Source organism: Bacillus mycoides (genome assembly GCF_000832605.1).
GTDB lineage: Bacteria > Bacillota > Bacilli > Bacillales > Bacillaceae_G > Bacillus_A > Bacillus_A mycoides.
The window spans coordinates 1,457,117-1,470,877 of the sequence record NZ_CP009692.1; the positions used below are offsets into that span (position 1 = coordinate 1,457,117).

Below are 13,761 nucleotides of genomic sequence, written 5' to 3' on the forward strand. Positions count from 1 at the left end.
GTGAAAATGTAGTATTTTTTCATATAATTCATTTCTTATCTTTCATGAAGTTCATTTTTTATGTAATATATGTATATAAGAAGATGTAGCGATTATTGAGAATAAAAGACCTCTGGTATAGACTAGGAGTGGATGGGAATGGATTTTGCAACAATTATTGGAATCATTTTAGGAGTATTAGCGGTAGTCGTAGGGATGGTCGTCAAGGGCGCTGACATAACAGCCTTACTAAATCCTGCCGCAGCACTAATTATTTTCGTCGGTACATTTGCTGCAGTGTGTATTGCATTTCCGATGAATCAACTAAAAAGAGTTCCAAAATTATTTAAAGTTCTTTTTGGTTCAAATAAAAAAGATTTAAGTTATGAACAATTGCTAGAATTATTTGTTCATTGGACATCTGAGAGTAGAAAATACGGTATTTTGTCTTTAGAGCAACAATTAGATGAAATTGAAGATGAATTTCTTTTGCGTGGTATGAAATTTGTTATTGATGGTGTATCTGCAGAGGATTTAGAACAAATTTTAGAAGCCGAATTAGAAGCGATTGAAGAGAGACATGCAAAAGGGGCTGCTATTTTCTCGCAAGCTGGTACATATGCACCTACACTAGGGGTTTTAGGTGCTGTTATTGGTCTTGTAGCTGCACTTGGAAATTTAACTGATATTGAAAAGCTAGGGCATGCTATTTCAGGTGCGTTTATTGCAACGATTTTCGGTATTTTTTCAGGTTACGTATTATGGCATCCGTTTGCAAATAAATTAAAGCAAAAGTCTGCTGCTGAATTAGAGAAGAAACGTTTAATTATTGATTGTTTATTAATGTTACAAGAAGGTACATATCCGTTTATTATGAAGAACCGCATTTTAGGTGCACTTTCTGCAACTGAGCGTAAAAAGCTAGAAAAAGGAGCAGAAAAAAATGCGGAGTAAGAAAAATAGAAGAGGTAAAAAGAAAAAACATGATGAGCATATCGATGAAACTTGGTTAATTCCATATTCTGATATGTTAACGTTGTTATTTGCATTGTTCATCGTATTATTCGCAATGAGTAGTATAGATGCTGCGAAGTTTAAACAGATGGCAGTTGCTTTTCGAAGTGAGTTAGCCGGTGGAACAGGAAATAAAGAATTTTTAAGCGATCAAAAACCAAATGAGGAAAAAGAATTATCAGCAAATAGCCTTGAGGCAGAACAAGCAAAAAAACAAGCGGAAGATAGAGCTAAAGAAAAAAAAGAAATGGATGAGTTGAAGGCATTACAAAAAAAGATTGATCAATATATTAATGAGAAACAACTATCCTCTTCTTTTCAAACTAAGTTAACTGAAAAAGGATTAATGTTAACGATATTAGAAAATGTACTATTTGATTCAGGGAAAGCAGATGTGAAGTTGGAATCGTTAGGGATTGCAAAAGAGATGTCTAACCTACTTGTTTCAGCATCACCTCGTGAAATTACAGTATCGGGTCATACAGATACGGTTCCTATCGCAAATGCTCAGTTTGCATCAAACTGGGAGTTAAGTACACAGCGTGCAGTTAATTTTATGCAGGTGTTACTCCAAAATAAAGAATTGCAACCAGAAAAATTTAGTGCAGTTGGTTATGGAGAATACCGTTCAATTGCACCAAATGATACGCCAGAAGGAAAAGCGAAAAATAGACGTGTAGAAGTATTTATTTTACCTTTAACAAGAAATATGCAATAAAAGAGGATGGCGAAGGCCATCCTCTTTGTTATTTTGCATCAAATGATTTTAAATTGTCACGACGGATTTTGTCTTTTTCTGCATCTGATTTTTTGAAATTATAGTCATATAGAGCACCTTCCCAATCACCGTACATTGGATTAGGGAAAATGATGAATTTCTCACCAAATTGTGCTTTTGATTCTGCTACTGTTTCATTGCGATCTTTTACAGATTTTCCATCAAAACCAGTGAAATCAGATAAGTTGTCACCGAAGAATAGGACGATGTCATGTGTTTGAGAAACAAGTTCACGACGCTTTTCTTTCCCTTTTTCTTTCGGGTCCTGTAGTAATATATGTTCTTTCGTTGCTTGAGGAGCCCCTACACGCTCAAGGTTTTTAATTGTTGCATCTAGTTGATTCGTTTTACGATTTGAGATGTAGTAAATATCTACACCTTTAGACTCTGTATATTTTAAGAAATCAATAGCGCCTGGAAGAGCGTCAGCTTCAGCCTTATTAATCCAATCGTCCCATTTATAAGGATAGCCTTTTCCTGTTTTTACGCTCATTGCTTGATGAGGACTGTTATCTAAAACAGTTTCATCTAAATCAAGTACGATAGCAGGTTTTTTGCCTGTCCCTTTTGCAAGAGCTGCATCAAGCTTTAATTGACCAATATTGTAGCCTTGGTAGTAAAGTGCTTTCGTTTCGCCAGCTGTTTGATACCATAAATCGGCCATCAATTGCTGGTCTGTTAATTGTACTTTCTCTTCTTTTGCCACTGTTTTCTCAGCTGTTCCTGAACATGCTACAAGCGATGTGGAAAGAACGGCTATAGATAATAAACTGGTAATACCCCTCTTCATCTTCATATGTATCCTCCTCGATGTTAGAAAATCATCTTATATTATATATTAAAATATAAAAATTTTTTTATGAACATTTGCATATTGTCTTTTGTATATATAGTAGTATGTTCTATATTAGAAAGATGAGCAAAATAACAAAAAGTAATTTGACGTGTTTTGTTGTCAAAATGACAATTATAATTGACAAATACATCTTTATTATTTACAATTTTAACTAAATAAAACAAATGGTGGATGGGGGATCGTGATACGTATAAAAGGTTGAAATATAGTACTATATTTTATTTCGAACAATCATAGTCTTTAATAGAGAGTACGAATGATACTAAAGGGGAGGCTTTATACTTTGAGTTTACAAATTCAAAATTTAACGAAACTATTTGGGGAATCAAAGGCAGTTAACGGTTTGCAAATTTCGTTACCAAAAGGTGAAGTGTTAGGATTACTTGGACGAAATGGTGCAGGAAAAACAACAACAATCAAAATGCTTCTCGGATTATTAACGCCTAATGAAGGCTCTATTACATGGGGTGGAAAATCATTTGGGAATAGTGGGGTAACGATTGGGTATTTACCAGAAGAAAGAGGCTTATATACAAAAAGTAGAGTAATAGATCAGTTGCGATATTTTGGCAGATTAGAAGGAATGACGAAAAAAGAAGTGGATCTTGCAATTGATTACTGGTTAGAGCGCTTAGCAATCCCAGAATATAAATTCAAAACAGCAGGAGAACTTTCGAAAGGGAACCAGCAAAAAATTCAATTGATTGCTGCTCTTCTTCATGATCCAGAACTTCTTATTTTGGATGAACCATTTAGCGGACTTGATCCAGTTAATGCTGGAATGTTGGCTAGTATTATTGGAGAACAAGTACAGAGCGGAAAGACAATTATTTTATCTAGTCACCGTATGGAGCAAGTAGAGGCTTTTTGCCAACATGTATGTATTTTGAAAAAAGGTGAAGCGGTCGTAGAAGGACAATTAAGTGATATTAAGAAAGAATACGGTTTTCGTAATTTAACAATCGAAGATACAAAAGAGAATGAAAAAGGATTAGAAGCTATACATGTTTCATATGAAAAACAACAAGGCCTTCTTTATGTGAAAGTACAAGATGATGCAGAAGCTCTAAAGATTTTGCAACAATTGCAAGAACAAGGTGTTGGTTTACGACAATTTAAAATGTTAGAGCCGACGTTAAACGAAATCTTTGTAGAGAGGGCGAAATAAAGATGCGTAAATTTTCTCATGTATTTTCATTTTATTTTAAAGAAGCATTTTTATCTAAAAAATCATTAATTACGAGTGCGATTTTATTTTTGGTTGTGTTTGGGATTTTTGCATTTAATCATTTTACTTCAGGCGATGATAAAAATAAGGATAAAGATAAAATTGCAGTTGTAGTAGAGAGTTCCACATACAAAGTACAAAAAGAAGAGCTAAATAAGCTATTGCCATCAGCAAAAATAACGGTCGGTTCAAAAGATGATTTTGATAAACTACATAAGCAAGTAGAAGAAGGCGATTTAGATGGTCTATTCCATGTGACGGAAAAGGATGGGACTCCAGCAGTTACATATATGTATAATGGATTTCCAAGCCAAGCGACTTCTGCGATTATGGCGGGTTATTTAAAACAACAATATACGAAGGTGACGATTGCAAAAAATAATGTTTCACCAGAAATTGCGCAGCAATTACAAGCAGAAATTCAAGTGAAGCAAGAAGCGATAAAAGATCGTACATCTTCTTTCGGAATTGCATATTTCTTTACATTTGCTTTGTATATGTTTATTGTAGCTTTCGGAAATACAATCGCAATGAATATTGCATCTGAAAAGGCGTCACGTGTAATGGAAGTAATGCTTCCGAAAGTAAAGCCTCTTACGATGATGTATGCGAAAATTTTGGCGGTTGTTTCAACGGCGTTATTACAACTTGTAATATTGGCGTGTGGTTATCTTATTCCTTATTTGTTAGGTTGGGTCGATTTAGAAAGTGCTTCATTACTTGGTGTTCCAATTGACTTTACAAAATTAGATGCAAAGGTTATAAGTATGTTTCTTGTTTATTTCATTACGGGGTATTTACTTTATGCGATGATGTACGCTGCGGCTGGAGCTGTTGTGTCTAAGACAGAGGATTTACAAGCTGTATCTTTCCCGATAATGATTTTGATCATGGCTGCATTCTTCATTAGTATTAAATCATTAAGTGATCCAAATAGTACTATTGTTGTTGTAAGTTCGTATGTTCCGTTTTTCACACCGATGGTCACCTTCTCGCGGATTGTAGCCGGTGAAGCAGGTATGCTAGAGATTACGATAACATTAGTAGTTTTATTGGCGACGATTGGTATATTAAATGCGATTACAAGCCGTATCTATGTAAACGGTGTAATGAATTACTCTGATAAAGTGAAGTTTAAAGATTTGGCGAAATTTATAAAGCGTCAATAATAGAGGGAAAGCATGATTTTCTAATGGAATCATGCTTTTTCTTTATGTATAAATTAAAAATAGTATATAATAATAAGAGTTGTCTTTTAATAGAATGAATAAAAAGGAGGGTGTGCAGATGGGAATTAGTAGTCGTTTTACAGTAGGTGTTCATATGTTAACGTTACTTGCAATAGATCGAAACTCTCGCTGTACCTCTGAATGGATTGCTGGTAGTGTGAATACAAATCCAGTTGTGATTCGTCGCATTACAGGAATGTTGAAGAGAGCAGGACTTGTTGATGTACAAGCTGGTAAAGGTGGTACGACACTTGCTCGTGATTTAGATGAAATTACATTACTTGATGTATATAAAGCTGTGGAAGTTGTAGAAGAAGGACATCTATTTTCTTTCCATGAAAATCCCAACATTGAATGTCCAGTAGGAGCTAATATTCAATCGGTATTAGAGATTATTTTAATACAATCGCAAGAAGCGATGGAAAACGTACTTGCAAATGTAACGGTGCAGCAATTAGTTACAAATTTAAAGTCGAAAATTAAAGAATAAAAAAAAGCGAGCTTCCTCATGATGAGGGCTCGCTTTTTTTATTCGGAAATATTGGAAGTTCTATTTTTCCGTATTTAAAATAAACTTTCCTACAACAGCTGCTACGATACCACCAAAAATTGGGGCAACGATGAACACCCATAGTTGAGAAATTGCTTCTCCGCCAGCGAATAGAGCTGGTGCGATACTACGAGCTGGGTTAACAGATGTTCCAGTTAACGGAATACCTAATAAGTGAATTAATACTAATGTGAAACCAATTACTAGTCCAGCTAAAGAAGAACTTCCCTTTTTACCTGTTACAGCAACGATAACTAAAACAAATACGAAAGTTAAAATGAATTCAACTAAAAATGCTCCAGATAAACCAAGAGTTCCAAAACTATTTTGTCCTAAATTATCTAAAGGTAATTTAGCAGATCGTAAAATTGTTACTAACGTTGCAGTTCCTAATAAACCACCTAAAATTTGAGCTAATAAATAATAGCTAAGTTCCATAGCGTTCATTCTTTTGTTGATGAACATAGCGATTGATACTGCTGGGTTAATATGACATCCAGAAATTGTTCCAATGCTATATGCCATAGCCACGATAGATAATCCGAAAGCCATAGCGATACCTAATGTTCCAATTCCTTCAATTCCGCCACCAATGACAGCTACTCCAGTTCCGAATAATACAAGTACAAATGTACCAATAAATTCAGCAATTGCTTTTTTTAACATAATTTACCTCCTATTAATGCACATGAAAGGTATTATAACATAGGTTTTAGTATAAACAGCTAATGAAATACTATTCTGATAAGGCGAAATAGGGAGATAATAAAAATAGATATGGTTCTATGAAGAAGAACCATATCTATTTTTATGCTGATTTTTTTTGTTTAATGACTGGAACAGAACGGTTTAAAACACTATTTACGATCATTCCTAGCATGATAATAATCATCCCAATCAGTGACAGCCCGCTAGGGAATGAACCATTTAAGAAAATAATCTCACCAAGCACAGTGAAGACCATCGTTCCAGCTTGTGTTGCTTCAACAGCTCCAAGTAAAGCAAGATTGTCTTTTGCTAAGTCAGTAGCAAAGAAAAATGTCATCGTCGCAATAACTCCGGAACATAATGCTAACAAAAATCCTTGCATCATTTGACTTGATGATGGAATACCGGTAGTGGAAAATCCGTATATACCAAGTAGGATTGTAATAGGGAGACTTCCGATTGCCATTCCTAATACACGTTGGAATGTATCAAGACGCCCGCCAACAAGTTCCATCATTTTTCGGTTACCGAACGGATATAAGAAAGCCGCTAATACGACAGGTAAAAATCCCGAGATGAACTGAGTCATTGTAATATGACCCGCTGCAGTCGCTTGCATACAAATTACACCAAGTAAAATAAATAATGCTACATATAAACTGCGAAGTGGAATTTTTCCACGTACAAGTTTTGTACCTGATTTCGTTTCTATTTTAACGAAAAATAATGGTGATAGTAGTAAACCTGCTAATATCGTAACTTGCCAAGTTCCAGCAACGAGCCAAGCTGGAGAAAAAACAGCTGCGAAACTTAATAAAGAATAGAAGCCGATGCCAGCGACCGAGCCCCACCCCATCCATACAAATGGATGTTTTTTTAATTCTGCCCATAAAGCTCCTAAGTTTTTGCGAAATAAAACGATAAGGAATAAAATAGGGAGAGCAAATAGAAAACGGAAGGAAGCAGTCCAAGCCCAGCTTGTTCCAGATACATTCATTGCTCTGTTAATAATAAAGGTTGCAGAAAAAAAGGCCGATGATAAAAGACCTAGTAATATTGCGCGCATGAAGTATGGCACTCCTTTCGGAATTGAGTATTTATGTATAGTATAATATACTTAAAGTTAATAAAAGTAAACTATTTTATATCTTAAGGTGGTTTTTATATATGAAAGAAAATGAAGATATGCAAACGAAAGAAGTAATTCAGCAAGTAGGTCAGCTATTAAGACAAATTCGAAATGAACAAAAATTAAGTTTAGAAGAATTAGCCCAAAAAACAGGGGTTAGTAAATTAACATTAGGGAAAATTGAGAGAGGCGAAACGAATCCAACGTTAGCTGTTATTTGGAAAATAACGAAAGGGTTATCGATTCCTTTATCGAGATTAATGGTTGTTGGAGAACCTGTAGCTGTTGCGCGCTGCGGAGAAGGATTTGCAGTAGATGTAGGACAAGCATGGCATTTAGAAACGATGTTCCGTTACACGAAAGAAACAGGGATGGAAATGCACCGTGCTTGTTTAAGAGCGAATAGTATATATGAACCGGAAGCTCATCATGAAGGAGCAATTGAGCTTGTAACAGTAATGAAAGGGAAAGTTTCTATTCAAGTTGAGAATGACGTATATGTGCTAAATGAGTTTGACTCCATTCAGTTTGAAGCTAATAAGAAACATAGTTATAAAAATGAAGAGGATGAAGTAGCGGTATTACATTTAACGATGAAATATTCTTCATGAAAAAATCCCCTATAGAAAAATCTATAGGGGATTTTTTATACGCTATGCTCAAATATATGAAAGAATGTTATTAGTAAGAGCGTGGCATAAGTAATAAACAAATAAAATAAACTAAAAACCCCGTCCCAAAACATAAAATAGCAATGACCCAAAGTATGCGAATGAGAGTAGAGCTAATATCAAAATATTCTCCTAAACCACCGCATATACCAAATAACATTTTATCAGTTTCGGATTTATATAACCTCTTCGACATATTATGATCCTCTCCTTTTTATATCACCGCTGTTATGTATGAGTGATACAGTGTACTTTTATTCTATATGGAAATTTATGAGAAGACCATTAGGTTATATTACATTTTTTTGTGAAAGGACAATACAGTGGATTAATTGTCTTAATTTTCAGTTGGTATTAAAATGAAAATGAGGGTGTGACGTATTTTCTAATATAAGGTGGGGAAATGGTAATGACATTATATTGGTTGACTAATGTAAAGCTTGAAACAGGTTATACATATGAAGAAGCGAAAATTTCACAAACGGAAACTGAGATATGCAGTCTTCTTATTGAAGATGGGCGAATTAAAAGAATTATAGCGGGAATCGCCCAAGAGGAAGGAACGTTAACTTTTGATGCTAATCGTTTATTAGTTTTACCAGCTTTTGAAGAGATGCATATTCATATTGATAAAACATATTATAGTGGGCCTTGGAAAGCTTGTATGCCAGCAGAAAATATTTTTACACGTTTTAATGAAGAAAAAACGATTTTACCAAAGCAATTAGCAACTGCTCAAGACAGGGCGGAAAATATGCTAGAGTTATTGCTTCGAAATGGCGCAACAAATATTAGAACGCATTGTAATGTGGATCCGGTTATTGGACTTCGTAATTTAGAGGCAACGTTAGCGGCTTTAGGAACATATAAAGATCGGTTGTCTGGTAGAATAGTTGCATTTCCGCAACATGGATTATTGCGAAGTAATTCTATGCAACTTGTGAAAGATGCGATGCGTATGGGCGCACAATTAGTTGGCGGAGTGGACCCAGCTACAGTAGATAATGATATTGAAAAATCATTACATACGATTATGGACATTGCGGTAGAATTTAATGCGGATGTTGATATTCATTTGCACGATGCGAATAATCTTGGAACGTTTACAATGAAGAGATTAGCAAGTCTAACGGAAGAAGCAGGATGGCAAGGTCGTGTAACAATTAGTCATGCGCTTGGACTTGGTGGTGTTACTGATAAAGAAGCTGAAGAAGTGGCAGAAAGACTAGCAGCATTAAAGATTGATATCACTTCAACCGTTCCAATCGGTAAACAAGTAATCCCAATTCCATTATTAGATCGAAAAGGAGTTAAAGTTTCATTAGGAAATGATAGTATTACAGATCATTGGTCTCCGTTCGGCACAGGTGATATGCTTCAAAAGGCAAATCGATTGGCAGAACGATTTGGTTGGAGTGATGAAAGGTCTTTAGGGAAAGCTCTTCGTTTTATTACTGGAGGGAAAGAAACGTTAAATAATGAAGGAAAACGAGTGTGGCCGAATGTAGGGGATGAGGCAAGTTTTGTTTTAACGAATGCAACATGCGCCGCGGAAGCAGTGGCTCGTCAAACAGAGAAGCGTGTAGTTATGTATAAAGGGAATGTTGTTATAGGGGATTTAGATCAAGTGAAATCTGATAATCTTGTATAGAGGAATCGTTTAGATGTTTTTAGAAGGGTTCTAATTGTGAAAATAGAACCCTTCTTTTTTATTTAGTAGAAACAGGGAAGTACTATACTTCCTTATAAGGAAGCAAGAAGGGATGAAAAGTTTGGACAATCAACATAATCAAAATCATATTATGGGAACTTTGCAATGGTTTATTTTTTTATTAGCAAACTCAATCGCGCTACCAATTGTCGTTGGCGGATTATTTCATCTTACGACGGAAGAAGTATTTTATTTAATGCAGCGTACGTTTTTCGTAGTTGGTATATCTTCTTTTTTACAAGGATGGCTTGGACATAAGCTTCCGATTGCGGATGGACCAGCTGGATCTTGGGTTGGTGTATTTACCGTGCTTGCTTATGCAACTGTAGGGCAGGATCAATTACATAGTACATTGCAAATTTTAGAATTAGGAATGATGGTTGCGGGAGTTGTTTTAATAGGGCTAGGAGTAACGGGAGTTATCGGGCGTATTTTATTTTTATTTACGCCGCTCGTGACAGGGACGTTCTTACTTTTATTATGTTTACAATTAAGTGGTGTATTTTTAAAAGGAATGCTAGGAATTACAGCTACTGTTTCTCAAATTGATGGATTTACAGCATTAATTGCTTTTGGCATATTTTTATTCGTAGTCATACTCTCCAACTTCGGAAAAGGGTTTGTTAAAAGTTATGCGGTTTTAATAGGGTTAATTAGTGGCTGGATTATTTTTCTCATTGCAGGAAAAGTGACGATCCCATCTCAAGTAACTCATTTTGTGCAACTTCCACATATATTCGCGTGGGGAATTCCAAAATGGAATACAGGTATGGCTGTATCAAGTTTCGTTATGGTATGTATTTTAGTTTCAAATACAGTGGCAGCTATTATAGCAATTAATCAAGCTACCATTCATAAAGCGACTATTGAACAAAAAAAGTTGAAGGATGGAACGTGGGTTGGAGGGATTTCACATATCATTTCCTCTGTATTTTCAACTGTAGGTGTCGTTCCGTTACCAGCAACGGCAGGGTTTATACGCTTAACAAAACAAAAATATATACGATCGTTCTTAATGGCATGTGCGTTACTAGTCGTAATGTCTCTTTTTCCAAGTATCATTCGTTACTTAGCGTCTTTACCATCCGCTGTCGCATCAGCCGTTTTAATGGCTTCGTTCGTACAGTTAATTGGAATTGGATTTAATAATATAAAACAAGTGCCAATGAGCGAAAGGAATGTAACGATTTTAGGAGTTGCTATATTATTTGGAAGTGGTGTTATGTTTTTACCGTCTGGAGCACTCCAATCCTTGCCGTCTGTGATGCAATATATATTCGGAAATGGTTTGTTCGTAGGTACAGTTGTCAGCATATTACTAGAACAAATATGGCGTACTGAAAAGTAAGTGGATAAAAAGAGTGTACGCACTGTATAAAAGTCTAAAATAACATAAGAAATAAAGCCCATTTTCATTCACCACCTGCACATTTCGTTCATACAATATCTTGACTAAATAAACACCCAACTTACACATATACAGCTCTGGCTTAAGCAAGGAGGGTTATACCAGTTGAAGGAAAAAGCGTATCAATCTAAACCGTTACTCACAAAGAGAGAAAGAGAAGTATTTGAATTACTGGTTCAAGATAAAACGACGAAGGAAATTGCAGGTGAACTGTTTATAAGTGAAAAAACAGTACGTAATCACATCTCAAACGCAATGCAAAAGCTAGGGGTTAAAGGACGTTCACAAGCAGTTGTTGAGCTTCTTCGTATGGGAGAGCTCGAACTATAAGAAAGCAGCCGACTTTTATACAAAAGGTCGGCTATTTTTCTGTTTGTTTCATGCTCCATATGAATGATAAGAATGTTTCATACATAAATAGGTAGTAAGGAGGGGATATGTTGAAAAGGGTATTATTAGTTTCAACAAGCGCTCATGATTTGAATGGACACCCGACTGGTTTGTGGCTGGAAGAGCTCGCAGCTCCTTATCATTTATTTAAAAAAGCTAAGTTCGATGTTGATATTGTGTCGATAAAAGGCGGGAGAGTACCAATTGATAGAGTGTCTATTCCGAATGGCATACCTCGTGAATTTAAGCATGTCGCTTCTTTATTGCAAAATACGAGGGCGATTTCAACTGTTCACTCTTCAGAGTATGATGCGGTATTATTTTGTGGTGGGCACGGGGCGATTGTAGATTTTCCAGGTAATCCATATGTAGCAAATTTAATTGAGAATATGTACAATAATAACCGGATCGTAGCGGCTGTTTGTCACGGGGTAAGTTCTTTAGTTGGTGTGAAAAATAAAGATGGCTCGTTTTTTGTTGCCGGTAAGCGTATAACAGGTTATACAAACGATGAAGAAAAAGCTGTACATTTAGAAAATCGAGTTCCGTTTTTGCTAGAAAGTAAGTTGAAAGAAGAAGGGGCTTTATTTTATGTAGCACCTAATTTCACGCCGCATGTTGTAGTAGGTTATTCCTTAGTTGTCGGTATTGGTTCGATGATATATGGGAAGTTGGCTGATCGTTATAGCGTAAAAAAACTATTGATTATTTCAATTATCATATTTGTAGCGGGTTCTATTATTGGATTTATGAATCAATCTTATGCGATTACCATTCTTGCAAGATTAGTGCAGGCGAGTGGGGGCGCGGCGTTTATTGCGCTTAGTATGATTGCAGTGGCAAAATTAGTTGCTCCCGCTAAGAAGCCTGGTGCATTAGCGATGATTAGTTCTTCTATTGCATTAGCAATAGGCATTGGTCCTTTAGTTGGCGGGGCTATTACAAATACATTAGGGTGGCCATATTTATTTTTATTTATGGTTATTTCAGTAGTTGGGATTTTCTTGCTTATAAAATTTATGCCAGAAGAAGCGCAGCATACGGATGAAGCGTTTCATTTTGATTACATTGGAGCGGCGTTATTATTTGCATTCATTACGACTGTTTTATTAGGTGTCAATATTAATAGTTGGCTATTTGTGTTATCGGTAGCTTTCTTATTTTTATTCACGGTTCGTATGAAGAACGCGGAGCATCCATTTATTGATATTGAGTTATTTTCGAACAAACCATTTCTTCGTTTAATAGCGGTCGGGTTTATAATTAATGTGGCGTTATGTGCTAGTCTATTATTATTGCCATCACTGTTAGGAAGAGTGCACGGATTGTCGCCATTCGTTATCGGAATTGCATTGTTTGTTGCATCACTCTTTGGTATTGTATCTAGTTTTATTACGGGGAAGATTGTCCCTTCGTTTGGAAATGTGAATATGATTTATGTAGCGTCTGTCATTATGATCGTTGGCTTTTTAATTTTAGGGCTTATTCCGAACGGGAACTTAATCATTATTTTAGTGGCGGTTATTTTAACATTTATGAGTTATTCAGCTATTCAAGTATCATTAAACACATTTATACCGAAAACATTACATCCAGCTAAAGTTGGAGTCGGTCTTGGTTTATATAATTTAATTAACTTTTTCGGTATGGCATTTGGACCAGCTGTAGCGAGCAAAGTTATGGAAGCTACAAATAGTTATCGTTTGAATTTTATTTTAATCATCATTTTAATTTCTGCTCATTTCTTCTTATTAATAGGAATGTCTTCTTTCCAAAAAAAGATGGAGCAATAAAGTGAAACTTTAATTAGTGGGGGGCATCCCCCACTAATTATTAGCCTACACCAATCGGACTTTTACGGGCAGCCCGATCCCCCATATAACTTCTTTGCTTTCGCTGAATTTTGAGGTGGGGGTCTTACTGCCTGGCAAATAGCGGGGTAAATACGCAATTTATATAGAAGAAACCGACTTTCATATAGAAGGTCGGTTATTTTTCTGTCTTGCAAATTATGAAAAAAAGGAGCAAAATAAAAAAGGTCCTGATCTATATAGGTACAAATGAAAATTTTTATACAGGGGCACTTTAAGTTAGCGAACTTAAAGTGTGT

14 protein-coding genes are annotated in these 13,761 nt (G+C 35.7%); 10 read left to right on the top strand and 4 right to left on the bottom strand.

The window, feature by feature from the left end:
- Positions 1 to 138: 138 nt before the first annotated feature.
- Entirely contained in the window at positions 139 to 933 is a 795-nt protein-coding gene (motA, locus tag BG05_RS09455) for a flagellar motor stator protein MotA (protein ID WP_002129301.1), read from the top strand.
- Positions 923 to 1,711, top strand: a complete 789-nt coding sequence (gene motB / locus BG05_RS09460; protein ID WP_002184884.1) for a flagellar motor protein MotB — start codon at positions 923 to 925, stop codon at positions 1,709 to 1,711. Before motA ends, motB begins: the two co-directional genes overlap by 11 nt.
- A gap of 28 nt (positions 1,712 to 1,739) precedes the next feature.
- Here motB and BG05_RS09465 read toward each other — a convergent pair whose 3' ends face one another.
- The gene (locus tag BG05_RS09465) at positions 1,740 to 2,567 is read right to left on the bottom strand and encodes a 5'-nucleotidase, lipoprotein e(P4) family (protein WP_003191596.1); all 828 of its coding nucleotides are present in this window, start codon (positions 2,565 to 2,567) and stop codon (positions 1,740 to 1,742) included.
- 343 nt (positions 2,568 to 2,910) lie between these two features.
- Between BG05_RS09465 and BG05_RS09470 the strand changes: the two genes are divergently transcribed.
- The 3 genes from BG05_RS09470 (at position 2,911) to BG05_RS09480 (ending at position 5,574) form a co-directional block, all read left to right on the top strand.
- Complete coding sequence (locus BG05_RS09470) at positions 2,911 to 3,795, top strand: ABC transporter ATP-binding protein (protein WP_003191598.1); 885 nt, start codon at positions 2,911 to 2,913, stop codon at positions 3,793 to 3,795.
- Positions 3,796 to 3,797: 2 nt separating this feature from the next.
- Complete coding sequence (locus BG05_RS09475; RefSeq protein ID WP_002015418.1) at positions 3,798 to 5,024, top strand: ABC transporter permease; 1,227 nt, start codon at positions 3,798 to 3,800, stop codon at positions 5,022 to 5,024.
- 118 nt (positions 5,025 to 5,142) lie between these two features.
- On the top strand, positions 5,143 to 5,574 hold the full coding sequence (locus BG05_RS09480; RefSeq protein ID WP_002088848.1) for an Rrf2 family transcriptional regulator: 432 nt from the start codon (positions 5,143 to 5,145) through the stop codon (positions 5,572 to 5,574).
- A gap of 60 nt (positions 5,575 to 5,634) precedes the next feature.
- Here BG05_RS09480 and BG05_RS09485 read toward each other — a convergent pair whose 3' ends face one another.
- The gene (locus BG05_RS09485) at positions 5,635 to 6,300 is read right to left on the bottom strand and encodes an aquaporin (protein ID WP_002067333.1); all 666 of its coding nucleotides are present in this window, start codon (positions 6,298 to 6,300) and stop codon (positions 5,635 to 5,637) included.
- 142 nt (positions 6,301 to 6,442) lie between these two features.
- Positions 6,443 to 7,408 (bottom strand): DMT family transporter, encoded by a 966-nt coding sequence (locus BG05_RS09490; protein ID WP_003191603.1) that lies wholly within the window; start codon positions 7,406 to 7,408, stop codon positions 6,443 to 6,445.
- 101 nt (positions 7,409 to 7,509) lie between these two features.
- Between BG05_RS09490 and BG05_RS09495 the strand changes: the two genes are divergently transcribed.
- Complete coding sequence (locus BG05_RS09495; protein WP_002034214.1) at positions 7,510 to 8,082, top strand: helix-turn-helix domain-containing protein; 573 nt, start codon at positions 7,510 to 7,512, stop codon at positions 8,080 to 8,082.
- Positions 8,083 to 8,152: 70 nt separating this feature from the next.
- Here BG05_RS09495 and BG05_RS09500 read toward each other — a convergent pair whose 3' ends face one another.
- Entirely contained in the window at positions 8,153 to 8,338 is a 186-nt protein-coding gene (locus tag BG05_RS09500; protein WP_002129290.1) for a PspC domain-containing protein, read from the bottom strand.
- A 213-nt stretch (positions 8,339 to 8,551) separates the two neighbouring features.
- Between BG05_RS09500 and BG05_RS09505 the strand changes: the two genes are divergently transcribed.
- The 4 genes from BG05_RS09505 (at position 8,552) to BG05_RS09520 (ending at position 13,444) form a co-directional block, all read left to right on the top strand.
- Positions 8,552 to 9,793: an amidohydrolase family protein gene (locus BG05_RS09505; protein WP_002129289.1), complete on the top strand. Its 1,242-nt coding sequence runs from the start codon at positions 8,552 to 8,554 to the stop codon at positions 9,791 to 9,793.
- Positions 9,794 to 9,905: 112 nt separating this feature from the next.
- Positions 9,906 to 11,201 (top strand): purine/pyrimidine permease, encoded by a 1,296-nt coding sequence (locus BG05_RS09510; RefSeq protein WP_002129288.1) that lies wholly within the window; start codon positions 9,906 to 9,908, stop codon positions 11,199 to 11,201.
- Positions 11,202 to 11,366: 165 nt separating this feature from the next.
- Positions 11,367 to 11,591, top strand: coding sequence for a spore germination transcription factor GerE (gene gerE, locus BG05_RS09515; RefSeq protein WP_000659484.1), 225 nt, complete (start codon positions 11,367 to 11,369; stop codon positions 11,589 to 11,591).
- Between the two features lie 107 nt (positions 11,592 to 11,698).
- Complete coding sequence (locus BG05_RS09520; protein WP_003191610.1) at positions 11,699 to 13,444, top strand: MFS transporter; 1,746 nt, start codon at positions 11,699 to 11,701, stop codon at positions 13,442 to 13,444.
- The last annotated feature ends 317 nt before the right edge of the window (positions 13,445 to 13,761 follow it).

Excerpts from the sequence above, each read along its gene's own strand:
- BG05_RS09500 (WP_002129290.1), bottom strand. The coding sequence starts at position 8,338 with ATGTCGAAGAGGTTATATAAATCCGAAACTGATAAAATGTTATTTGGT.
- BG05_RS09480 (WP_002088848.1), top strand. The coding sequence starts at position 5,143 with ATGGGAATTAGTAGTCGTTTTACAGTAGGTGTTCATATGTTAACGTTA.
- BG05_RS09475 (WP_002015418.1), top strand. The coding sequence starts at position 3,798 with ATGCGTAAATTTTCTCATGTATTTTCATTTTATTTTAAAGAAGCATTT.
- BG05_RS09490 (WP_003191603.1), bottom strand. The coding sequence starts at position 7,408 with ATGCGCGCAATATTACTAGGTCTTTTATCATCGGCCTTTTTTTCTGCA.
- BG05_RS09505 (WP_002129289.1), top strand. The coding sequence starts at position 8,552 with ATGACATTATATTGGTTGACTAATGTAAAGCTTGAAACAGGTTATACA.
- BG05_RS09485 (WP_002067333.1), bottom strand. The coding sequence starts at position 6,300 with ATGTTAAAAAAAGCAATTGCTGAATTTATTGGTACATTTGTACTTGTA.
- motA (WP_002129301.1), top strand. The coding sequence starts at position 139 with ATGGATTTTGCAACAATTATTGGAATCATTTTAGGAGTATTAGCGGTA.
- BG05_RS09495 (WP_002034214.1), top strand. The coding sequence starts at position 7,510 with ATGAAAGAAAATGAAGATATGCAAACGAAAGAAGTAATTCAGCAAGTA.
- BG05_RS09520 (WP_003191610.1), top strand. The coding sequence starts at position 11,699 with ATGTTGAAAAGGGTATTATTAGTTTCAACAAGCGCTCATGATTTGAAT.
- BG05_RS09465 (WP_003191596.1), bottom strand. The coding sequence starts at position 2,567 with ATGAAGATGAAGAGGGGTATTACCAGTTTATTATCTATAGCCGTTCTT.
- motB (WP_002184884.1), top strand. The coding sequence starts at position 923 with ATGCGGAGTAAGAAAAATAGAAGAGGTAAAAAGAAAAAACATGATGAG.
- BG05_RS09510 (WP_002129288.1), top strand. The coding sequence starts at position 9,906 with ATGAAAAGTTTGGACAATCAACATAATCAAAATCATATTATGGGAACT.